The 23,425-nt window shown below is 73.6% G+C and carries 11 protein-coding genes; 9 read left to right on the top strand and 2 right to left on the bottom strand.

The features are described 5' to 3' along the window. The first annotated feature begins 546 nt into the window (after positions 1-546). A complete protein-coding gene (locus AC07DW_RS29660; RefSeq protein ID WP_478860763.1) occupies positions 547-2,145 on the top strand; it encodes a serine/threonine-protein kinase in 1,599 nt (532 codons plus the stop codon). Between the two features lie 135 nt (positions 2,146-2,280). Here AC07DW_RS29660 and AC07DW_RS29655 read toward each other — a convergent pair whose 3' ends face one another. Next, on the bottom strand, positions 2,281-2,448 hold the full coding sequence (locus AC07DW_RS29655; protein ID WP_478860762.1) for a hypothetical protein: 168 nt from the start codon (positions 2,446-2,448) through the stop codon (positions 2,281-2,283). Between the two features lie 386 nt (positions 2,449-2,834). Here AC07DW_RS29655 and AC07DW_RS29650 point away from each other — a divergent pair, with 386 nt between their 5' ends. The 8 genes from AC07DW_RS29650 to AC07DW_RS29615 all read left to right on the top strand — a co-directional run bounded on the left by AC07DW_RS29650 (position 2,835) and on the right by AC07DW_RS29615 (position 19,049). After that, the gene (locus tag AC07DW_RS29650) at positions 2,835-3,272 is read left to right on the top strand and encodes an ATP-binding protein (protein ID WP_478860761.1); all 438 of its coding nucleotides are present in this window, start codon (positions 2,835-2,837) and stop codon (positions 3,270-3,272) included. Positions 3,273-4,031: 759 nt separating this feature from the next. Next, on the top strand, positions 4,032-4,337 hold the full coding sequence (locus AC07DW_RS29645; protein ID WP_478860760.1) for a hypothetical protein: 306 nt from the start codon (positions 4,032-4,034) through the stop codon (positions 4,335-4,337). A gap of 951 nt (positions 4,338-5,288) precedes the next feature. After that, a complete protein-coding gene (locus AC07DW_RS29640) occupies positions 5,289-6,143 on the top strand; it encodes a DUF4132 domain-containing protein (protein ID WP_478860759.1) in 855 nt (284 codons plus the stop codon). Next, positions 6,140-11,335 carry a hypothetical protein gene (locus AC07DW_RS29635; protein WP_478860758.1) on the top strand — a complete coding sequence of 1,732 codons (5,196 nt, stop codon included), beginning with the start codon at positions 6,140-6,142 and terminating at the stop codon, positions 11,333-11,335. The genes AC07DW_RS29640 and AC07DW_RS29635 overlap by 4 nt, the downstream gene beginning before the upstream one ends. A 35-nt stretch (positions 11,336-11,370) precedes the next feature. After that, positions 11,371-12,540, top strand: coding sequence for an ATP-binding protein (locus AC07DW_RS29630; protein ID WP_478860757.1), 1,170 nt, complete (start codon positions 11,371-11,373; stop codon positions 12,538-12,540). 5 nt (positions 12,541-12,545) lie between these two features. Next, positions 12,546-16,142: a vWA domain-containing protein gene (locus AC07DW_RS29625; protein WP_478860756.1), complete on the top strand. Its 3,597-nt coding sequence runs from the start codon at positions 12,546-12,548 to the stop codon at positions 16,140-16,142. Then, positions 16,139-17,899, top strand: coding sequence for a hypothetical protein (locus tag AC07DW_RS29620; protein ID WP_478860755.1), 1,761 nt, complete (start codon positions 16,139-16,141; stop codon positions 17,897-17,899). The genes AC07DW_RS29625 and AC07DW_RS29620 overlap by 4 nt, the downstream gene beginning before the upstream one ends. After that, positions 17,808-19,049 (top strand): hypothetical protein, encoded by a 1,242-nt coding sequence (locus AC07DW_RS29615; RefSeq protein ID WP_478860764.1) that lies wholly within the window; start codon positions 17,808-17,810, stop codon positions 19,047-19,049. Before AC07DW_RS29620 ends, AC07DW_RS29615 begins: the two co-directional genes overlap by 92 nt. A 233-nt stretch (positions 19,050-19,282) precedes the next feature. On the opposite strand, the gene AC07DW_RS29610 is transcribed toward AC07DW_RS29615, so the two are convergent. Beyond that, on the bottom strand, positions 19,283-21,958 hold the full coding sequence (locus AC07DW_RS29610; protein WP_478860754.1) for a helicase associated domain-containing protein: 2,676 nt from the start codon (positions 21,956-21,958) through the stop codon (positions 19,283-19,285). Positions 21,959-23,425: the final 1,467 nt, after the last annotated feature.

Below are 23,425 nucleotides of genomic sequence, written 5' to 3'. Positions count from 1 at the left end.
AACCCCCGCCCCTTCACATGGACGAAGAGCGCCGACGAGATCCTCGAACGCCTGGCCTCATATCTTAATCGAATTCCCGGCGCAGGACACTAGGTTCCCTGCTCATCAGCGTGATCGCGACCGTCATCCTGTACATGATCTTCGCACGCTGACAGTCGCCCTGGGCTTGCCCCGTGCAGCCCGCCATCGGACCGCTGCCGCCATCCATCCGCCACCGGCCTGTCGCCGTCCGGCCGTCCGGACCGCTGCCTGGCCGCTGTGCCGGACCGCGTTGCTCCGCCGGCCGGGCGTTCGCGGCGAAACGCCTCGCGGCCGCTGTCGCCGGCGCCCGGCCGTCGGTGCCGTCGGTGCTGTGCGGCCGTGGCCCGAGGGGCGGGTCGCCGGGCTGTCGGTCTTGAGGTCGCCGGAGACGCGGAGGCCGGGTCGGACGCCCCATGCGGCCGTGGAGGAGGAGCATCCCAGGTCAGTGGGGTCCACTCATCCCGTTTAGGCTTCCGTCCCGGGCCGGCCCATCGGCCGGTAGGGATCAGGGGGGACGACGGTCCGATGAGCAGCACCACCGAGGTGTTCCAGCCGCTCCAGGCGGACGACCCTCCCGTCGTGGCCGACTACCGCCTCGCGGCCCGGCTCGGCGCCGGGGGCATGGGCCGGGTGTACCTGTCGCACACCCAGGGCGGCCGCCCGGTGGCGATCAAGGTGGTGCGGCCGGAGCTGGCCGACGACCCGGCTTTCCGGCGGCGGTTCCGCCGGGAGGTGGAGGCCGCCCGCCGGGTCAGGGGCGCCTACACCGCGGAACTCGTAGACGCCGACACCGACGGCGTACCCCCCTGGCTCGCCACGCTGTACGTGCCCGGGCCGTCCCTCACGGAGGCAGTCGCCCGGCGTGGTCCGCTGCCGGTGTCCGCCGTGCTGTGGCTGATGGCCGGCGTGGCCGAGGCGCTCCAGGCGATCCACGCCGCGGGGATTGTGCACCGGGACCTCAAGCCGTCCAATGTGCTGCTGGCCGCCGACGGGCCCCGGGTGATCGACTTCGGTATCTCGATCGCCGCCGACCTCTCCTCGCACACCGCCACCGGCTCCACGGTCGGTACACCCCATTTCATGGCCCCCGAGCAGGCGACCGCCGGAAAGATCACCCCGGCGACCGATGTCTTCGCGCTGGCCCAGACGGCTGCCTTCGCGGCGCTGGGCGAACCGCTGTACGGGGACGGCATCGCGCCCGTCGTGCTGTACCGGATCGTGCACGAGGAACCCGACCTGTCCCTGCTGCCCGAGCCGTTGCGCCCGCTGATCGCCCGGTGCCTGGCGCCCGATCCGGGGGAGCGGGCGACGCCGGCGGAGGTCGTCGAGTCGTGCCGCCGACAACTGGGCACGGACGCCGACGCGGGCGCCGGTCCGGCGGTCTGGCGCCAGGTCACGGGACCCGAGGCGACTGTTCCGGGCCCGCCGCGCACCCCCGTGGCCCCCTCGACCGCGGCCGCGACGCTGCTGCTGAGGCCCGCCCGGCGGCGGTCGCCCGCACGGCGCACCGGGCTGGTCACGGCCGCGTCCGTGACGACGGGCGCTCTGGTGCTGACGGGCCTGACCTGGCTCGCCGGGGACCGGTTCGGCCTCGGCGAGCGGGCGGCGGACACACCCGCTGCGACACCCGGCCCGACGAAGTCCGCACGGTCCACGGCGCCGCCGTCAAGCACTCCGCCGGCCGCCGGCGGCTCCCTCAGGGCGTCGCAGCCTGCCTCGGACGCCTCCCCGGCCCCGGGAGCCCTCGTGCGGTCTCCCGTGTGGCTGGATCAGAAGAACTCCCTGAGTCTCCGCGATCCGATGCTGCGCGAGGACCGCACGGGCGACATCCGCCTCGACTGCGAGGACGGCGTCGACTGCGCGCTGCGGAGCGACACCAGCGTGTTCGTGCAGTTGTTCAACGGAAAGGCTGCCTCCCTCGACGTATGCCGTCACCTCCTCAGCGGCGCCACCGGCTCCGCGTACCGCACCTGGTCGCTCGCGGCCGCGGACGACGGCACCGAACTCTGCGTCAAGAACGCCTCCGGCGACGTCGCGGTGCTCGCGATCCAGGTCAAGCAGACGACCATACGAGAAGCCGCCTTCCTGCAACTGGGCATGAACGTCTGGAGGAAGGCGGCTTGAGGCGTGGACCAGACGCCCGACGGGATCCACACCCGGTGAGCGCCTAGGAGCGGCGGGGGTCCGCCGCGGGGGCGGCTCGCCGTTCCAGTGCCGTGCCCCGTCCCCCGTCCCAGTCGTGCCGCATGGGGTTCACCGTCAGCCGTCGCCGTCGCCGTCGCCGTCGCCGTCGCCGTCGCCGTCGCCGTGCCGCGGCCGCGCCCTCAACCGCGCCTGTTCTGCCGGTCGGCGGTCGGCCTGCCGCTCGCCGACAGGCTGCTGGCTGTGCTTATCGGGGGAGGTGTGCAGGGTGGGTGGCCCCGCCACGGGGGGATGGTGGCGGGGCCGTCGTGCTCGGAGGGGGGGCCGAGCTGCTTGTGTGCTGTTGCCCAGGGACTGAGGCGGTATGCGTGGATGCGGCGTGCGTCCGTCGGCCGTCAGCTTGTCGCCCGCGGCTGTTCTTCCGTACGCCGCCGTCTGTGCCGTCTGTGCCGTCTGTACGGGGGTGCTGTTGTCCGTCGGCGGTGCGGCCGCCGCCCGGAGGCCGGCCGTACCCCGCCGCGCAGTCGTCGGCCGCTCGGCATGGAGACCCGGTACCTCGCGCGTCCGGTTGCGCGAACATCGATGTGCACCTGCGAAGCGGGGGCATGGGTACCGAAGGATGGGCAACTCGTGAGGTCCAGGTTGGTTCCGACGGAACGAGGGAGTGAGACGTGGCTGCTGATGGACACAATCCGGACGCCGGACTGCTGACTGTCATGAGTGTCGAACAAGTCTGGCATTTCGGCGGCACCTTGGAAGAGGTGAGCGAAGCTCGCGGCTGGGCTTCTGACTTCCTTCACGGCCTCAGCCGCATTCATCCGCCCGAAACTCCGGATGCCCCCGACGACGTACTGCTCGTTGTCACCGAACTCGCCTCCAACGCGTTCACTTTTGCCCCCGGCCCCTTCACTCTCACCCTGCGGACCACCATGACCGGGACGGTGCATGTTGCCGTGACCGACACCAACCCGGTGATGCCGCAGCCGCGGCCCGTTGACCTCAACGGCTGTGGTGGCCTGGGCTGGCACCTCATCAGGGCGCTGGCTGAGCAGACCATCATCGTTCCAGAGGCTGCGGGCAAGACGGTGCACGTCTTTCTGCCGTGGTGATCGCAGCCGGCTCATCGCTTCACGCGGCACCGGTCCATCGGACCTCAGGGACAAGGCGGTTCCGACCGAACACATCTACGGTTTCCGATGGGCGGCGTTCACCTTGAAGCGGCGGCGTCCCGTATGAGTAGCCGTCCCCGCGGCAGGAATCATGTGTGGGGCTGGGTGATCGGTTGCAGCCATCCTCTTCTCCGCGCTGGTCACTTCCCCCTGCCCTGGCCCTGGTCGTGGGCAGAGGCCCGGCCTCGCGGTCGGCTGCTGACGAGGTGTCGGGTCAGGAGGACGGTGCTCCAAGCGCGCAAGTGCTTGGGCGGTGGGTTGCGGCTTCGGCGACCTCGGCGGTTTGCTTTCCGTCCTTGCCTTGCCTGCTGTGAACGCTCGCATGAGGCGGTTCTCCCGACCGGGAGGAAGGCGATCGAACTCACGCCACGCTGTACCGCTCACCGGGTTGCCGCTCGTCGACCACCATGTCGCGGCGGTCACCTCGACGGCCGCCGAAAATCGACCGCGAGCGCCGGGAGCGGCAGCAGGGTCAGGCCGTACCTGAGCGGACGGCCGACGCTGGGTGCCAGGTGAACGCCTGATCCGGGCACGGTTGGCCGCCTGGGGCGACGGGGCGATCAGTGTCCATTATCTGGAATTTTATGCTCCGTTTACTTGTCTGTGTGTGGGTACTAGCGAGTGTGACAGCGTCGACCTCGACGAGTGTCCCCGGTGGAGTGCATCAGGTGCTTCGCAAGACAGATTGGGATGCATACCATGAGCAGTGTGAATCCGGCCGGCGGCCCGGCCCACCACGCGGGCGGGGACCCGGCTGCGCCCCGGTCCCGTCGACTGACGACGGAGACGAAGTCGGCACTGAAGACCACAGAATTCTTCATCTATCTCGCCTCCGTGGTTGCGGTCCTGATCGCTTCCATGGTCGTGGGCGCCGAAGACGGCCACCGTGACTACTTCCGCGCCGATCAGGCATGGCTCTACGTCGTCATTCTGACCGTCGGGTACATGATCAGCCGTGGGCTGGCCAAGTCCGGCAGCCGCGAACCCTACGACGAGTCCCACTGACCCTTCGCCGACGCGAGCGCTTGGCCCCGCATTTAAGGCAGGGCCAAGCGTCCCGCGACGGACGCCGTAGGTGAGGGCGCCGGGATGCGCCGGGCCCACGGTCGCGCGGGTGGTCAGGCGCGTCGCGGACGCGGCGCTGCGCGGAGACCTGGTGGCCAGGTGTTGACGCCGGAGGGCGCCCGGTCCTCAGAGCTCTGGCGGCTGCACCGGCCGCGGACGCGGACGACGGGCACGGCCCGAGTCCCAGCGCCAGAGGCGTTCCGCGCCTTCGGAGACCGCGGTCCAGCGAGCGGCGGCGGCGTCCGGGCGAGGCCCCTCCCGGCGAAAGCCTCTGCGTCCAGCGGTGCCCGGCCGACACCGCCCGTCCGTAGGGGGCGGCGCTACACCGGGTAGGCCCAGTTCACGGGAGAGCTCGGCGGCCATCACGGAGTCTCCACCCTGGCGCAGCACACCCCCGGCCAGGGCCAGTGGCCCGGGGTGACGAGTCCGAACCCGGAAGAGTGGCGCCCGCGCCATCCGCCATCGTGCCCCGCCATCCGTCGTCGATACCGAGGGCGGTCCCCACGACGGCGTGGACCAGGTCGTGCGGCATGGCCCACCGGCGGGCTGGGCGGGCGGCCTGACGTCCGGCCCCTTGCGGGCGCGACCAGGGTCTCGTGCCGGCTGTCGGACAGCTTCTTGAAGGACATCGCCCACCGCCGACGGTAGGCACGCGCCCGGTGCCGCCGATCGATTTCTCCCCACCGCCGCCGACGGTCGGCCCGGCGGATCAGAACCTGCCGCGGGCCTGGCACCCGTATACGGCACTCGCGTCACCGGCGCTCCCTACCCGCCCATGAGGAGGCGGGCCGCGCCCGATCTCGCAGGACCGGACCGCCCCCGAACGCCGTTGTCAGTGCCGTGCTCTACAGTTCCCGCCACTTGATCATTGCGGGTGCGGGAGGCACACAAATGGGGTGGGTGTCGGCCGGCGACTATGAAGTCGCCCTCGACGACGGCAAGGTGGTGTGCCGGAACGCGGCCGGGCGGCGGTTGAAGTCCGTGCCGCCGAAGATCGCCGACGATCCGGCGGTGGCGGGGCTGCGTCGGCTCGCCGAGTGGCTGGAGCGGCACGAGCGGCAGTGCCTGGACGACGTGGAGCGGTGGATGGTGCGCTCGTTGCCGGTGCCGTTCGCCGTCCTGGTGCGGGTGTGGCCGGACCCGGCGTGGCAGGGCGCCCTGCGCGACCTGGTGGTCACGGGGGAGGACGGCGCGGTCGCCGGCTTCCTGCGGGACGCCGACCCCGAGCGCGGCCTCGGCGTCGTCGACCTCGACGGCGACACGGTCCGGCTCACTCCGGAACTGGTCCGCCTGCCGCACCCCGTGCTCCTCGACGACGTGGAGGACCTGCGGGAGTTCGCCGTCGAGCTGGGTGTCGAGCAGCGCGCCCAGCAGCTCTTCCGGGAGGTGTGGCGGCGGCCCGCGGCGCTCGACGCCGACGCGACCTCGGTCGAGGAGTACGCGGGCGGTGCCTTCAAGGAGCTGCGCTTCCTGCACGGCCGGGCGACCCAGCTCGGCTACCGCGTACGCGGCGGCCACGCCGTCTGCCCGGTGCTGGAGGACGGCCGCACCGTCGAGGCCCGGGTGTGGGTCGGCGATTACGACGGCTACGAGGAGACGGAGACCGGCTCCCTGGTCTTCACCGACCCGGCCGGCCGGGTGCTGAAACTCGGCCAGGTCGAGCCGGTGGCCTGGTCGGAGGGCATGCGCATGGCGGCCGCGCTGTACGCCGGGCGGGACATCGAGGACGAGGAGCGCGCGGCATGACGACGAACGACGTGATCACCCTCGGCGGATTCCGCCACGACGCAACCGCCCACGCCGCGACCGCCCACGACGGATCCCCGTACGACGAGACCACGGCGGCCGCGCTGCTCGACGCCGGTGCCATCCTGCCCCCGGGCACCAGGGACCGCGAGAACGCCGACAGCCTCACCGTACGCACGTACACGCATCCGGCGCTGGGCGAACGGACGATCGTGCGGCTGGTGCCGGGCACCCTCGGCGAGGCGGAGGACCTCGCCATGGACTTCCTCGGTCTCGTCCGGGACGCGCGGGTCCGCGAGGTCGGCCAGGTGCGCCGGGAAACCCTCGGCTTCCCGGCGTGGGCGCTGGTCAACGACCCGGCGAACGGGCACCACGCGCTGGCACTGGTCAAGGACGTCGAGCGGCTGGCCCGGCAGGCCAAGTCCCGCCCCGGCACCGCGAAGGAGGGCTTCGAGGCACTGGGCGAACGGCTCGGCCGGGCCGTGCCGCACTTCCTGCCCACCTTCTACGAGCAGGCCGCCCGTGTCTTCCTCCAGCACCAGAACACGACCTACGCGGCCGCCTTCTTCGGCAAGGCCCGCGACGCGGAGCGGGTGCACGCGCTCACGGTGGACGAGGAGCGGCAGCGCGCCGTGTTCCTGGAGTTCGCCTTCGCCGGGGCGCTGACGGTCAAGGCGCTCAAGGAGCATGTGAAGGACCTCTCGGCACGGCTCAGCCCGGCCGAGGCCTGGGCGCAGTACCGGCAGTTGACCGTGGAGCGCTGCGCGGCCGGCATGCCGCCGTACGCGTCGCTGCCCCAGGACGCGCGCGCCCTCATCAAGGCGGCAGGCCTGAACCGGGTCACCGAGGAGTGCGCCCTGGTCGCCGACCTGCTGGCCTCCCCGGCGGCGGTCCGGGCCCCCGCCTCCTTCTGGAACACCTACCGGGCGGCGCTCGTCGTCCTGGCCGAACAGCGGCCCGCCGTACGGGCCCGGCTGCTGGAGATCATGCCGGCCGGGCTGGGCCGCTCCACCGAGGACGACGAGTTCTGGCTGGCGCTGCTCGCGGAGACCGGCGCCGACGGGCTGCTGACGGGCGAGACCGGCGGCGCGGAGGGCACGGACGCGACCGACGTGACCGACGCGGCGGACTGGCTCAGCCGCTGGGCGCTGTTCCGCAAGCACGGCGCCACGCACAGCGGCCGCTCGACCGCCACCCTCGCGCTGGTGGAACGCATGGCTCCGCGACTGCGCGCCCAGGGCCGTCCCGTGAACCTCTTCGCCGGCCGTTGGCGGGCCGGCGCCGATCTCGACCTGCTCGACCTGTGTGTGGCCGAGGGCATACCGCTGACCCTGCCCGAGGCCGGCGAGAACGTCCTCCTGCCCCTCAACCAGTGGCTGCGGGAGACCCGGCCCGGGCGACGGGACCTGACGGCCATCGCCGCGGACCCGTCCTGCCGGCGCCTGCTGTACGCCGCTGTCGGCAACCTCACCGGCCGCGGCCTCACCCCGGCCCTGCTGGAGGGACTGGCCGGACACCCGGTGCTCTCCGACGTGCTGCGCGAGTGGCTGGACGACGCCGCCGCCGAGCTGGCCGCATCGGCGGGACTGCCCGGCGCACGCGCCGCGCTGGAGAAGCTGCGGCCGTTCCGCGCGGTCGCGGCCCGCATCAGCCCGGAGGCCGTGGCCCGGGTCGCCGCAGTCGATGTCGCGCCGCTGCTCGGCCGCGCCCTGCGCGCCGGAATCCCGGACGAGCTGGGCTGGCCGGCCCTGGACGAGGCGCTGCGGCGGCTGGACGCCGAGACCCGGACCGGCCGCGACGACACACTCGCCGTCCACGAGGCCTGGCCGGCGCTGATCCTGTCCCGCCGGCACAAGGCGATCGTCGTCGGGCCGCGGGAGATCCTGCTGGAGCACGACCTGCGCCTGCCGACGGAGCTCGACCGCTGGCAGCGTCCGTTGTTCCGCTACACCGACGGCGAACTGCTGGTGATGTGGTGGCAGGACGGCAAGCGGTACGGCTACTGGTCGGCCCGCCCGTCCGAGGTGTTCACGCCCGGCGGCGAGAGGATCCCGCGCTGGTACGGCAGCGGTGACGCGGGCGAGACCTCTATCCCGCTGCCGGGCGGCGGCCGCGCCACCGGCGGGCGCACCCTGCACGCCGGCGACACGGACCTCCCGCCCACCCGCCGCGTCATCGGGGACGGCACCTCGTACTGGCGCCTGGGCCGGCAGGGACGGCAGCACGTGTGGCTCGAGTACGACCCGGCCACCGGCACCCACGCGCGTGCCTCGCTGCCCGCGTTCCTGCGCACCGGCATCCGCGAGGGGGCCACCCTGCGCCAGCGGCACTGCTCGGTGCTGCCCCTCCAGCCCGGCCTGGAGCACAGCCCGTTCGGCACGGACGGCACGGTCCTCGGCCGCTGGGTGCGCGCCGAGGGCGAGGGCGACGAGGTCCGCGTCACCGTCGGCACGCCGGACGGCCGGACCGTCACCCTGGCGGCGGCACACGGCCGGACGTCCGGCGTTCCGGTCGGCGCGCTGCGGCTGCCCGGCGGCGCCGGACCCGTCGTCGTCGCCGACCACCGTCAAATCGCTCTGTACACGACTGACGGCAGCGGCGGCGTACGGGAGCTCGGCCGGGTGACGCCGCTGGAGCGCGGCGGCGAGTTCGCCGCCGGGACGCGGCTTGTCCCGCCGGTCGACTTCTGGCACGCGCTGCGGCCGCGCGACGAGAACGCGTCGGCGTTGCTGCGCGCGCTGAGCGACGCGCAGGCGGACGACGTGCTGCGCGCCGGGGCCCGGGCCCTGGCGGAGCGTCAGGCCAAGGTCGCCGAGGCAACCGCCCAGGCGAAGGCCGCCACGGCCGGAGCGGGAAGCACCGCGGGCGCGGTGAACACGGCGGCCGGCGCCGGAAACGCCACGGGGGGCGGGGCGGGTCGCGTCACGGGAGACACCACCGGGCAGCCCGCCGTGCCGACCGCCGACGAGGTCCTGCGAGAGACCGTCGCGCGTTGCCTGCCCGCCCTCACCGAGCCGCACGTGCTCGCCGGTGTCACCGGCCTCACGCGCGGGGTGCTGCGCCTGGCGGAGTCGATCGCCACCTTCGTGACACCCCCGGTGGAGCGTCCGAAGGCGGACACCAAACACGCCGTGGGCATGTTCGCCGACCACCACCCGGACCACGGCGACGACCAGACCCTGCGCGAGGCCGTCGACGGCCTCGCCAACCTGCAGGGCTGGTTGGGCGGCGAGCAGCGCTGGAACGCGCTGCGCCAGATCCGAGCCGTGAACCACGTCCTGTCCGGCAACCCGGCCGACGGCAAGCCCCTCCCCGGTTCCGCCCGGCTCACCGGGGCCGCCGACGGCTGGCGCAGCGACGAGTTCACCCTCCCCGGCATCGGTCTGGTGTGGCCGCCCGTGCTCGGGCTCCTGCGCCCGCTCGCCTACCGCGCCGCCTCGCCGACGGTGACGGAGACGCACCGCCAGGCGCTGCTCCTGCTGTTCGACGCGGTCACCGAAGGACCCCTGGCCGCGACCGGGGGCGCGCTGCGCGAGGTCGTGCTGAGCGAGCCGCACAGCAAGCAGGAGCGGACCGGCCAGGTGCTCCGCCGGGACGGCCGGACCGTCGTCGTGCTCGGCAGCCAGACCGTCGACCACCGCGAACGGCGCGTGCACTGGCTGGCCCTGGACCACGACCCGACCGGTGTGTTCGGCGCGGTCGCGCACTTCACGCTGGAGCGGGAGACCGCGTACCCGCCGGTGTTCCCGGCCGACGCGCTGGCCGCGGTGACCGGGCTGATCCGGGAGAAGGGGGCCGCGCCCTGGCAGCCGGAGGTGCCCGCCGCGCTGTGCGACGCGACGCGGGACGGCCTCGGGCCCGTGCAGGCGGCGCTGCTGCTCGCGGGGAAACCGTCCCGGCTCACCGACGAGGTGATCGCCGCGACCGGCCTGAAGCCCCGGCAGAAGCAGCTCGGCGACGCGCTGCTGGGCCGGCTCGACCCCGGTGACCGGGCCGCGCTCGTCGGCGCGCTGCTGCCCGAGAACCCCGCCGACCTGTGGACGGCGGGACCGGACACGGACGCGGCGGGCCGGGTCTGGGCCGACCGGCTCGCCGGAGTCGTCCGCCTGCCCGAGGACCTGGCCGGGGAGCAGTCCCTGGCGGGGCTGCCCACGGGTTCCGCCGAGGAGGTGCTCAACCCGCGCCGCACCCCGTGGATCAGCCGCACCACGGTGCAGCGGCCCGGCAAGGACGGCGCCCTGGTGCCGGACGATCCCAAGGCGCTGCCCGGGCGGTACGACCTGTCGCGTGCCGTGGCCGCTCTGGCCGGGCTCGCCTACTGCCTGCCGTACGGGCACCCCCTGCGCGGCGTCCTGCCGGAGGCGCTGGCCGCGCTGCGCCGTCGCGTCGCCGATCCGGGGCTGCTGCTCGATCTCGACCTGGCGTGGACGGAGAAGGGCACGCCGGCCGCCGTGGAACTGCGCAAGGCGTACGGCATGCCCGCCACCGGGGGCGCCGACGCGCACGGTCTGACCGCCGTGGGCGAGGCACTGGTGCTGCGCCCCTGGTACGGCGACCAGGAGACCGTCCTGGTCCGCCCGGCCGCCCTCACGGGGGCGGACGACCCGGTGTTCGGACTGCTGGAAGGACTGGTCGGGCCCGCGCGGGGCCACGGCATGCGGGCACTGCGGACGATCCTGGGCGAGGAACTCACCCGCGCCGTCGAGGCCGGCACGGACGCCGAGGGGCCCACCGGGTACGCCCAGGACCCGGCGACCGGCGTACCCGACCTGGTCGCCGACGTCGCACAGGCGCACGGCCTGGGCGCGGACGCGGCGGCGCTCTACCTGCAGCTGCTGGCCCTGCCCGACCCGACGGACCGCGACTGCGCCCGCTGGACGGGCTGGAAGCCGGCCCGGATGAAGAAGGCCCGCGCCGAACTCGCGGCCACCGACCTGGTCGTCGAGGCGAAGCGGGCACGCGCCGGACGCACCCTCTTCCTGCCCGGCGGCTGGCTCGACCTGAAGTCGCCCGCGCTGCCGGTGGAGGTCTGGAAGCAGGGCCTCTACCCGGCGGGCCCGCACGCCCGCGCGGTGCCGTCGGTACCGGTGCCGGAACTGTTCAGGCGCGCGTGGGACCGCGTACGCGCCGGTGACGCCCCGGCCTACGAGGAACTGACCACCCGCGCCACCCGCAAGGGCCGCCGCCGATGACCACCGTCCACCCACGACCGGAAGAACCCCCACCGATGAGCACCACCCTCTCCGACGCCCCGGCCCGCCAGATCGACCCGCCGGAGGACCGGTACGCGACCGAACTGGCCTTCCTCGCCGCGTACGACGACGGGCCGCGCCCGCCCGCGTGGCGACTCACCCCGCGCGCGGTCGTCACGTTCGTCATGGGCGGCGACGGGCAGGCCCTGAAGCTGCCCGACGGCGCGGACGTGCCGGACGGCGTGCCGCGACGCATGGTGATCGAGGGCAAGTTCGTCGGCGACCGGGCGCTGGTCGAGCGATGCGTGGTGACCCTGGCGGGGGAGCGCGGTCTGCTGCTCGTCGGCGAGCCCGGCACGGCCAAGTCGATGCTGTCGGAGCTGCTGTCCGCCGCCGTGTGCGGCACCAGCGGCCTGGTGGTTCAGGGCACGGCCGGCACGACCGAGGACCAGCTGAAATACGGCTGGGACTACGCCCTGCTGCTCGCCCAGGGCCCCAGCCGGCAGGCGCTGGTGCCCTCGCCCGTCCTGACCGCGATGTCCCGGGGCGCCATCGCCCGCGTCGAGGAGGTCACGCGCTGCCTGCCCGAAGTGCAGGACTCCCTGGTCTCGTTGCTCTCCGAGCGGCGGATCGCGGTGCCCGAACTGGCGGGCACCCCGGACGCGCTGGCGCACGCGGCGCCCGGCTTCAACCTCATCGCCACCGCCAACCTCCGCGACAGGGGCGTCTCCGAGATGTCCGCGGCCCTCAAGCGCCGCTTCAACTTCGAGACGGTCGGCCCGATCGGGGACATCGACGCGGAGATCGCGCTGGTGCGCGGCCAGGCACGGGCGTCCGTGGCGCGCGCCGGGGCGCCGTTCCAGGTCGACGACGCCGTCCTGGAGGCACTGGTCACCGCCTTCCGGGACCTGCGGGAGGGCCGGTCGGCGGAGGGCTGGGAGGTGGAACGGCCGTCCACGGTGATGAGCACCGCGGAGGCCGTGGCGGTCGCAGGGGCGCTCGCGCTCGCGGCGGCCTACTTCCCGGGCGACCGTGACGTGCTGGGGCTGCTGCCGGGGCACCTGCTGGGCGTGGTCCGCAAGGACGACCCCGCGGACGCCGCCCGGCTGCGCGGCTACTGGGACGGTCCCGTGCGGCGCCGCGCCGAGCAGGGTTCCGCCACCTGGCGCACCCTGTGGGACCTGCGTACGGTCCTGGAGGGCTGACGGCCGTGTCCCTGTCCCACCGGGCCGCCGCCGCGGACGGCTCGCCCTCCGCCGCTTCCCCCCTCTCGCCCGACGAGGCGCTCGCCGCGCTCACCGCTCCGTCCGCGCCCTACCTCGTCGGCGTCCGGCACCACGCGCCCTCCCTGGCCGCTGCCGTGCCGGCGCTGCTGGACGAGGCGAAGCCGGACGTGCTGCTCGTCGAACTGCCCGCCGAGATGCAGGAGTGGCTGCCCTGGCTGGGGCACCCGGAGACGCACGCCCCGGTCGCCCTCGCCGCCGCGCCCGGCGACGGCGGCGGTGGTGAAGGGCCGGCGTTCTATCCGTTCGCGGACTTCTCACCGGAACTGGCCGCCGTGCGCTGGGCCGCCCGGCACGGCGTACCCGTGGTCGCCTGCGACCTGCCGCTCGCCGACCGCGCGTGGGACGGGGGACGGCGGGCCGCCGTGCGGCGCGCCGGCGGCCCGGGTCTCGGCAACGCGCTGCGGGCCCGGCTGACGGGCCGTCCCGGGGACGACCTGTGGGACCGCCTCGTCGAGGCCACCGCCCCCGGCTCCCCGCCCGACGCCCTGCGCCGGGCGGCCCTGCTCACCGGGTGGGCGCTGCGCGAGGACGCGGTCGCCGCCGGCGGCGTGCCGGAGCTGGACCTGCGGCGCGAGCGGTGGATGCGGGACCGGCTGGCCGAGGCGACCGCACGGGGAGAGCGGGCGGCCGTGGTGCTCGGCGCGTTCCACGCTCCTGCGCTCGTCCGGCAGGACGTCGCGGCCGCCGGTGACCCGGCTCCGGCGCTCGTACGGCCGGGCGCCGCCGGCGACGCGCGGCGGCCCGTCTGGACGACATCGCTGATCCCGTACACCTACGCCCTCCTGGACGAGCGGTCCGGATACCCGGCGGGCATCCGGGACCCGGAGTGGCAGCACATGGTCCTGCGCGCGGCCGGCGATCCGGCCGCGCTGGAGGAGGCACTGACACGGGCGGCCGTACGCGTCTGCGTCGAACTGCGCGACCTCGGCCACCCTTCGGGCCCCGCCGACGCACGCGAGATCAGCCGGCTCGCCTCGGACCTCGCCCGGTTGCGGGGCCTCCCGGCGGCGGGCCGGGGTGAACTGGTCGAGGCCGTGCAGACGGTGCTCACGCAGGGTGAGCCGTACGGGCGGGGGCGGGCCGTGGCGCGGGCGATGGAACGGGTGCTCGTCGGCACGCGCACCGGGCACCCCGCACCGAAGGCGCCGCGCAGCGGTCTCGCCCCCGCGGTGGAGGCCGAGGTGGCGCGGCTCGGCCTGCCAGGTCCGGACACGGGCGGCACGCGTGCGTCGCGGGACCTGCGGCTGGATCCGCTGCGGTCCGACCTCGACCGGCGCCGGGAGCTGCTGCTGCGCCGGCTGACGGTGTGCGGAGTGCCGTACGGGGAGGCCAAGGAGGTCGTGGGCGCGGGCGGCACCGACGCTCTCACCTCCCGCTGGGAGGTGCGCTGGACACCCGCCACGGCGGCCATGCTGACCGCGGCCGGCGCGCGCGGGGTCACCGCGGCGCAGGCCGCCGAAGGGGTCCTGCGCCAGCGGCGGCGGGCGGAGTGGGACGAGGGCGGGCCGACGGCCGCGCAGACCCTCGCCGGACTCGAACAGTCCGCGGTGTGCGGGCTGCCCGGGCTCGCCGGCGAGCGGCTCGACGAGGTCGCCGACGTGCTGCCCCAGGCCGGCACCCTGCCGGAGCTCCTGGCCGGGCTGGCCCTCCTCGACCGGCTGCGGGCCGGGCACGTCCCGGGGCTGGACGCCGAGCCGGACCGGGTGGCCCGGGTGACCGCCGTCGCGGAGCTGCTCACGGCCGCGGCGGTGCGCCAGGTGGACGGCCTGACCGGCTCCGACGACCCCGCCGATGCCCATGCCCTGCTCGAACTGGCCCACCGCGCCGACACGTCGGGCGGCATCCGGCTCGCCGACGCCCTGGCCCGCCTGGCTGCCGACGGCTCCCCGCTGATGCGTGGTGCCGCGGGTGCGGTGCGCGTCCTGCTGGGGCAGGAGGAGGCGCGCGCCTTCGGCGACCGTGTGGCCTCCTGGGTCGACGGGGCCACCGACCCCGACTCCCGCGCCGCGCTCACCGCCCGGCTCAGCGGGCTGCTGACCGCCGCGGGTCAGTTGCTGGACGCGGCGGCCCCCGCGCTGGAGCCCTTGCTCACCCGGGTGTCCGAGCTGCCCGATCGGGCGTTCCTGGACCGGCTCCCCGCGCTCCGCGGCGGCTTCGACACCCTCAGCCCCGCGGCCCGCGACCGGCTCCTCACGTCCGTCGAGCAGCGTCTCGACACCGGGCGGGTCACCGACACGCACGGCGTCGACCCGGCCTCGCTCGCTCTGTGGACGCGGGCGGACTTCGCCGCCCGGGAGACCCTGCGGTCGCTGGGACTGCTGCCCTCGCCGGCGGGGGACGTCGCCACCACGCAGCCCGCTCCCGAGGCCCCGGCCCCGGACGTCACCCCGGGCACCACCGGCACCGAGGAGCACCACCTCGCCCCCGCCGACCGCTGGCGCCTCCTCCTCGGCCGCCGCACGGACCGACTCCCCTCCTCCGCCGTACCGTTGGCGACGGCACTGGACGAGCTGTACGGCAGCGGACGCGGCGAGGGCAGCCGCGGGGACCTGACGGGCCGGGGCACCGGCGGCGGACGGGAGGCGCCGTACCCGGGCGTGCGCGAGTGGTCCGAGGAACTGGCCGCGCTGTTCGGGCCGGGCATCCGGGAAGAAGTGCTGGCCGCTGCCGCCGCGTCGGGCCGCAGTGACGTCCTCGCCGAACTCGACGCGGACAGTGTGCGTCCCTCCGTGGACCTGCTGCGCACCGTGCTGCGACACGCGGGCGGGCTGCCCGAGGCCCGGCTGGCCGCGCTGCGCCCGCTGGTCCGGCGGCTGGTCGAGGCGCTGACCCGGCAACTGGCCACCCGGCTGCGGCCCGCCCTGCACGGCACGGCCCTGCCCCGCCCCAGCAGGCGCCCGGGCGGCGGCCTGGACCTGCCGCGCACCCTGCGGGCCAACCTGGCGACCGCGCGCCGTACCCCGGCCGGTACGGTCCAGGTGATCCCCGAGCGGCCGGTCTTCCGCACCCGCGCGCGCCGGAGCGCCGACTGGCGGCTGATCCTGGTCACCGACGTGTCGGGGTCCATGGAGGCGTCCACGGTGTGGGCCGCGCTGACCGCCTCGGTGCTGGCGGGAGTGCCCACGCTGTCCACCCACTTCCTGGCCTTCTCCACGGAGGTCATCGACCTCACCGGACACGTGGACGACCCGCTGTCGCTGCTGCTGGAGGTCAGCGTGGGCGGCGGTACGCACATCGCGGCCGGTCTGCGGCACGCGCGTGAACTGATCACCGTGCCGTCACGCACCCTCGTCGTGGTCGTGAGCGACTTCGAGGAGGGCTATCCGCTCGGCGGTCTGCTCGCGGAAGTTCGCGCGCTGGTCTCGGCCGGCTGCCACGTTCTGGGCTGCGCAAGCCTCGACGACACCGGCCGGCCCCGCTACTCCACCGGAGTCGCCGGTCGGCTCGTCGCCGCGGGCATGCCCGTCGCCGCCCTCAGTCCGCTGGAACTCGCCCGCTGGGTAGGGGAGAAGATCGCATGAGTCCGGACCTGCCTCCGGTCGCCCCGTCCGTCACCGCCGAACTCGTCGGCGCGCTCTCGCCGCGCCTGCGCAAGCGACTGGACACGGGCATCGCCAAACTCGCCGCCCGCCCGGCCGTCCGCGAGGGAGACCTCGTGCGGATCGCCGTGGACGACGACACCGACGTCGTGCTGCACGCACCCGGCGGGACGGTGACCCGTGCGGACGCGATCAGCTGCGGCTGCCTGCTCGCCCCGGACTGCCTGCACCGCGCCGCCGCGGCCTCGGCCGCGCCGGTCGCGGAGGACACGCCGGTCGCCGAGGATGTTTCGGTCACCGACCCCGCCGAGGACGCCCCGACCCCCCGTCCCGCCGAGGATGCTCCAACCTCTGATCCCGCCGAGGCCGCCACCGCCACCGCCGAACAGCGTGCCGCCGCCCGGGCGGTGCATGCCGCGGCGGCCGCCGTCCTCGGAGCCGGCACGGACGGTGCCGGCGCCGTGCTCCAGGCGGAGTTGCTGCGCGCCGCGCACACCGCCCGCCTCGCCGGTCTGCCCCGCGCCTCCGCCGCGGCGATCTCCGTGGTGACCGGGGTGCGCGCCGCCCGCTCCGCCGACCCGGCGTACCGCCTCACCGACCTCGTCGCCGCCCTGGCCGCCACCTTCGGTATCGCCCACCGCGTCCCGGACGCCACGGGCCCCGATCTGGCCGAGCTGCGAGGCACCGTCCGGCAGCCGTACCGGCCGGACGGCTCCCTGCGGCTGTACGGGCTGTTCTCCGAACCCGTGCTGACGGCGACCGGCTACGCGGGCGCGGTCACCTGGACGGCCGACGCCGAAGGACGCCTGTACACGGTGTCCGACGTGGCGCCCGGCGGGCCCGCCCGGGCGGCGGGCGCGGCCGACCGGGCCGTACGGGTCGGCGACACCTCCCTGACCCACCGCGAGCTGTCGCGCGAGGGTCTGGCCGTGTCCGGTGCCACGGTTTCACCGACCGGCCGCCTCGGCGCCGGGGCAGGGGTACGGGCGGTCCGCGCGGCCGGTGCCGCCTGGCGCGCCGAGCCGCTGGACCGGCTGTGGTGCGTACCGGCCGCCGAGCAGGTCGCCCGAGCCCTGAGCGGCGGACGGGACGTGCTGTTCCTGGACGTGACCCTCCTGGGCCCGGTGCGCGAGAGCACCGGGGACTGCCTCCTGGCCGACTGCGCGGGCGTACCCCTGAGGCTGACGACGGCCCACGACGACCCGTCCCTCCCATACCGGGACAACCTGCGGTTGCTCGCCGCCGCCCGGGGCAGCCGGCTGCGGATCGTGGCCCGGCTGGTCCCCGGGACGCTCCCGCGGGCGCGGCTGCTCGCCACCGAACACCCCGCCGATCCCGCCGCCCGCGTGAACGCCGGCCTGGACCGTCTCCAGTACGCGGACCTGCCGACCGACGTCGCCCAAAGCCCGCCCGAGGCCCTGCCCGCCGGAGACGAGGCCCCGCTCCACCTGCTGCGCCGACGCGTCCACCAGGCGGTGTCCGGAGGCCGCCGAGTCCTCGCCTTGTCCGCCTCCTCGCGCGGCGAGCCGGAGGACAGCGCCCGTCTGCGGCGTCTCGGCCTCGCCGCGGCGGGCGACCTCCTCGACGACCTGCACCGCACCGCCGCGCTCCGCTCCCGCGACGCCTTCGGCCGCCTCCTTCCCTCCGATGCCGCCCCGTTCGCCCGCGCCTGGCTCGCCGCCGCCGTCTACACGCGATGCCACCACCGTCGACGACGAACTGAAGGCCCTCACGGCTGAGATGCCGGACGCACCAGCTGGCTCGCTGCGCCAGGCCGTCGTCCAGGCCGCGAGCGGCATCTGGCAGGCAGAACCTGGCACCTTGTTCGTGGTATCCGACCCGGATCCGTCAGAGGACGAAGCAGTCTCCGACGTGGCGTCCGGACCGGTGGGGCACCCGCGACTGAAGGACCTCCCGGGAAAGGTCGTGCGGATCGCGCACCTGCACGAGTTCCACGTCACCGACGAGGACGCTCTCCTGCGCGCTGCTGTCGACCGCGGCTGGGAGCCGCTGCCTGCATCCGAACTCGGTGATGACGATCCACGCGACCTGATCGGAGCCGTGATGACCCTCACCGAGGACCCGGATGTCGCCGGAACCCAGACCCTGGAAGAGCAGAGCTCCGCGGAGCTTCTGCGCGCCGAAGACGGGGATGAGCTGGCTGACTGGAGCGCGGCGCCGGTCGTCACCCGGTTCACTCACGGCTGGCGCCTGCGAGGCCACCAGACCCGGCCCGCAGCCGAAGAACAGACCCCTAACTTCGCAGCGCTCTTCGCCACCCGGGACTGTCCGTGCAAGGGCGAGGACGGGGAATGCGAGGAATGCGGATGGCAACTCACGCCCCGTACCGCTGACCTGCTCCACACGGCACTGGTCGTCCTCGCGGACCAGGCTTACGACGACGCGCAGCGTCTGGGGGACCAGTTCCTGTCAGACGCTGACTCCGCAACGTGGGAGGTCTTCGACCGACTGCCCCCGCTCACCTGGACAGCCGACCACCGTTGGCGACGGCGGATGGCCCGCGCCTTTGACGACCTGGCCGCCGACCTCGCTAAGGGAAACTGGCCCAACCCCACCTGCACTGCGGAGGAGATGGCCCTGCACCTGGCCATCGAGGACGCACCGACCTACCTGGAAGACCGCCCCGCAGAGGACGACCACAACAGCCTCCCGAAACACGAGGACGATTACAGCTGGGACAGCTGCTCCGACCTGCTGTTCCAAGACCACGACGTCCTGATGCTCTTCCACTCCAAGTTCACCGGCATCGAGGAACCCGATCACCCCGCAAACCAGTCCATGGGCGTGGGTGACCTTCGGGAGGCCGCCTGGTTCGACCCGTTCGACAACCGCAGCATCAGGGACCCTCGACGAGGCTTCCGGCGGTAGACCACAGCCCCTTGCGCTGGCCGACTGGGGCCAGCGCAAGGGGTGCAGGCCTTCTATCCGCTGAAGCACACCTGCGCCGCCCCGGCGCTCCGCGCGCCGGGCAGGCGGCCGCTGCTTCCCGTCATCCCCGACAAGCCCGTGTACGGTTTCTGTACGGTAAAAGGATGCAGAAGCGTACGCTTTTGGTACGCCCGTGTCCTCCCCGGGGACGGTGCCGTCTCCCGGGCCGGCTTTTATGCCCACTGCATGCCGAGCTGTCGTAGTGCGTCGAGCTGGTCGGCGTCCAGCCGATCCCTCCTCGATTTGGTGTTGGAAATCCATACGCCGAGTCGTACAGGCACCGGCTCCGCCTCGCCATCGACCTCGACCTCGACGACCGCGCCGCGCGGGACCGGCCGGTGGGCGCCTTCGCGTTCGACCCACTGCGCGAGGGCCGCCAGGCCGCGCTGGAACGCCGCCTGGGCTTTGCTCGGCCCCTTAGCTGCACGAACGGCTTCCGGGGCGGGAGGCGGCGCCTGGTCGCGCTGTACGCCCAGCTTCGACAGCCGCTGCTGCTGCTCGGGGAGAAGCTGCGCCCAGGTGCCGGGCTGCTTCTGCCGATGGAGCCATCGTCCGAGGTCGTCGCCGTCGAACGTCACGCCGGGTTGGATGTCGGGCAGGACGCCGCCGGGCTCGTCCTCCGCGAGGTGGGCGAGGACGCGGTAGTGGCGCTGCCAGTTGAGCGGCCAAGGGCAGTTCCAGTCCGGGTCGATCGCGGCCAGCTGCGCCGTGCGCTCCGCCGCTCGCTCCGGGTCCTTTCCGAGGCCGCCTTTCCTGCGGAGGTTGGTCATGTGCTGTCCGATCGGCACGGTGCCGCCGCCGGCCGGGTCGTCCCACACGGCGTCCTGCCGGGGTGCGAGGTGTCCCATGGCCCGCCGGTAGGAGCGGAGCGCGGCGAGTTTGGTCTCCCAGGCTTCCTCGCCGGGCTCCCACACCATCCCGGCTTCGGCTGCGTCCAGCAGGGTCTTGCGCCGCTCCTCCAGTTCACCTGCCCGCAGGGCCTTTCGCTGCTGATGCACCCACCGCCCAAGCGGAAACGCCTTCGTCGCCCCGACCTCGACCTCGACGTCATACGGAACGGCGTAGAGACCGGTGATGCCGTTCTCTTTCCGCCAGCGGATGAGGGCTTGGTAGCCCTCGAGCCAGACCAGGGATTCGGGCCGGTAGACCCGGGTGCGCAGGAACGCCGCGATGGTCGCCGGGTCGCGCGGGCTGGAGAAGTGGAGCAGGGCGGCTTTGGCGGCTGCGCCGGTGCCACCCTCCTGGTGCTCCCCGTCCCCTTCGCCGCCGGCGCCGACGATCCGCCCCTCTTCGTCCCGCCGAACGTGAATCTTGCGCTTGCCGCTCGTCAGCGCCCGCGAGGCCAGTTGCTCGACGAGTCGTTCATCGTGCGAGCGCAGGCCCTGGAGGACGGCTACGAGGGGGCGGAACGAGGCGCTGGCGACCATGTCGGTGGGGTCCTCGCCGGGCTCCAGGAACACCGGCACGATGATCCGCGCGATCTTTGTGCTGCCGTCCTCGTGGAGCCTCAGCGCCCGGCCGATGTTCTGGACGATTTCCACCTGGGAGCCGCGGGTGTCAGCGAAGCAGATCGAGTCGACTCCCCGCTCGCCGGTGATGTCGACGCCTTCCCCGAGCACACGAACGGATGCGAGAAAGGCGCGGTGGACCCGGCGCCCGGCCGCGTCGATCCCGTTCGCGAACTGGCGCAGGACCTCGCGCCGTTCGGTGACGAGGTGGTCGCCGCACAGCCATGCCGACCACACCCGGCCGGGGGGTACGTGGCGGCCGGCCTCCAGCTCGTAGAACTCCGCGTCGATCGACGACTTCGGGAGCTTGTCCGCCTGCGCCAGGTCCTCGCCCGAGACCTCGCCGGCATGCAGCTCGGCCGCCGTCTCGGGCAGCTTCTCCGCGAACGCGGCTGCCTCCTCCACCTTCTGGTGGAACGTCATAACTGTGCGTAGATTCCGGGCGGCGGCGTGCTCCAGGAGTGCGGTCTGCAGCAGCGCCAGGCGTCGGCCGCGCCGCGCTTCCTCCGTTTCTCCGAGGATGGGGGAGGGGTCGCGGATCTCCAGGACGTCGATCTCGAATCCGGCGAGGATCTCGCGCTCGATCGCCTCGCTCAGACCGAGCTCGGCGATCCACGCGCCGTAGGTGCCCTCCGGGTCGTCGGCCATGGTCGCGAGCTCCACCTCCTGGCCCTCCGCGCCCCTTCGCGGCTGGGGAGCCGCCAGGATGCGCGGGGTCGCGGTCAGGTAGAGCCGGAAGTCGGCGGGGATCCGCTGGTTGTCGTGGATCGCCGCCCACGGACGACCAAGATCACCAGCGGTTCCGTGGGCCTCATCAATGATGGCGAGGTCGAAGCCGTCCATGCGTTGGCCGTAGAGCCGCTCTCCGCCCGCCAGAGCGGCCTCCAGCGGCCCGCGCACCTTCCGCTGACCCGTCGGGTCCTCCGGGTCCTCGCGATCCACCAGGGAGGCGTACGTGGCGAACACGACGACCGGCCCCTTCCCGGCCCACAGGGCGAGCTGGATCGGGTTGGTGGTGGTCCGCACCCCCAGCGAGCCCAGGACCGGGTCGTTCTCGAGCGAGCACACCGCGACCATCGGGGCCCGGTGACCCACCAGACGCCACGCCTCGGCCGTCTGCACCAGCAGGTCCAGGGTCGGCACCATCACGAGGATCCGACCGTTTCGGAAGCACTCGAGCGCGCAGGAGGCCGCGGTGATCGTCTTACCCGATCCCGTCGCGGACACGATCGTGCCCCGCACCCCCTTCGCAGGAACAGGTGATCTTGCGGGAAATCCAGCCCACTCACGGAAACTCGTCTTCTGGTCGACCTGGTGTTCCCTGAGCTGGACCCCGAACATTTCCTGCCTTCCCCTTTTATCGATATGGTCGCGGAACTTCAGGCCAGCGGGCACGCCCGACTGGAGCCCGCCCGAAACCCCAGGTGCGCCGATCGCGCCCGTGTACCGGCCCCCGGACTCCAGCCCGCAGCGGACTGGAGCCCGAGGGCCTCATGACGGCCTTGCTGCGGCAGACCACGGTCTCCTCACAGGACCGCCCCCAGAGGATGAGCACTTCACACCCGGCCGTATGCTCACCGGCATGATTCACCCCGTCTCAGGGCCCTCCACATGGAGGCACCCGGTCGCCGCCGTAGTACTCGCCTCGCTGGTTGCACTCTGCTGGTACGCCACGCGGCCGGTGTATGCAGACTGCGTATATTTCGGCAACTATTCCATCGAGGAAGCTGTCGAATACGGCCAATGCGACCCTCCTCAGATGCGATGGAGGACATGGACGGGATGACCAGATGACCCGCAGGGTGTCACATGTTTCTGCCAAGGCTACATGCTGCATCATTCTGATGCAGACCAAGCCAGAATTCACGCCGCAACGCTCGCCCCGACCAGCATCCACCCACGCCACCAGCCCGGCCCAGCGAGCGCCAGCGGCCCTTGGGGCACTGAAGACGCAGCCGGAGAGCCCGTCCGCTCGACCGGGCGAGCCTCAGCGGCCCCCCCAGACACAGCCGGAATACCCGCGTCAGCGCCCCCAGATGTAGCGGAAACTCCGAGTCAGTGGCCCTCGGGCGCAGCGGGAGGACCCGCACCCGCGAGAGAGCGTGGACGCCCGGACACCGGGCGGGGCAAGCAGACCAAGCCCCGCCCGGTGAACTGCGCGGGTGGGGGTACACGGGGCGGCATGGCACCGAAGAGTGAACACCTGATGTCCCTGCGGGCCGTACGGCAGCTGCGCCGAGTCCGCGCCTTCTACGCGGCAGGTGTCCTGCTGTGGGCGGCTGCCGCGGCTTGGACGGGTTGGGCCCATTCCGGGGGGCGGCAGATGTGGGTCTCCCTTCTTCTCCTGGTCGTCTTCACTGGCCTGCTCGCCACCGCCTTCCTGTGGTTGCACCGCCTCCAAGCCACCCCAGGACATCAGCCGGCCCATCACGCGGCACCCCGACGAGCCGTCACCCCACGCCACGCAAACGCCTGAACCCCCACAGCACCCCATCCCTGTAGCCAGCCCGGCCCGCGACAGCGGGCCCAAACGGTCCTGAAGGCGCAGCCGAAGGACCGTCAGGCGGGGGGAGCGCAGCGGACCCGCCAGCCCAGGGTTGAAGCGAAGCGGAAACCCGGAAAACAAGGGGCGCAGCCCCCAGCCCTGGGAGCGCAGCGGACAGGGCGTCACCTCCGGTGCGCAGCACCGGAGGTGAGTGGCTCGCGCAGCGAGCCACCAGCGCACCCGCGGAGCGGGTGCGCAACCACCGCGCGCAACGCGGTGGTTCGCTTGCACATCGCGCAGCGATGTGGTACCCGCTCCGCGGG

The organism is Streptomyces sp. NPDC045701 (assembly GCF_056432045.1).
The sequence above is the reverse complement of the archived record's forward strand: the minus strand, read 5'-3'. Positions and strand labels throughout refer to the sequence as shown.

Bases quoted from the DNA above. Each gene is read 5' to 3' on its own strand.
- AC07DW_RS29660 (WP_478860763.1), top strand. From the start codon at position 547: ATGAGCAGCACCACCGAGGTGTTCCAGCCGCTCCAGGCGGACGACCCT.
- AC07DW_RS29645 (WP_478860760.1), top strand. From the start codon at position 4,032: ATGAGCAGTGTGAATCCGGCCGGCGGCCCGGCCCACCACGCGGGCGGG.
- AC07DW_RS29640 (WP_478860759.1), top strand. From the start codon at position 5,289: ATGGGGTGGGTGTCGGCCGGCGACTATGAAGTCGCCCTCGACGACGGC.
- AC07DW_RS29635 (WP_478860758.1), top strand. From the start codon at position 6,140: ATGACGACGAACGACGTGATCACCCTCGGCGGATTCCGCCACGACGCA.
- AC07DW_RS29630 (WP_478860757.1), top strand. From the start codon at position 11,371: ATGAGCACCACCCTCTCCGACGCCCCGGCCCGCCAGATCGACCCGCCG.
- AC07DW_RS29620 (WP_478860755.1), top strand. From the start codon at position 16,139: ATGAGTCCGGACCTGCCTCCGGTCGCCCCGTCCGTCACCGCCGAACTC.
- AC07DW_RS29615 (WP_478860764.1), top strand. From the start codon at position 17,808: ATGCCGCCCCGTTCGCCCGCGCCTGGCTCGCCGCCGCCGTCTACACGC.
- AC07DW_RS29610 (WP_478860754.1), bottom strand. From the start codon at position 21,958: ATGTTCGGGGTCCAGCTCAGGGAACACCAGGTCGACCAGAAGACGAGT.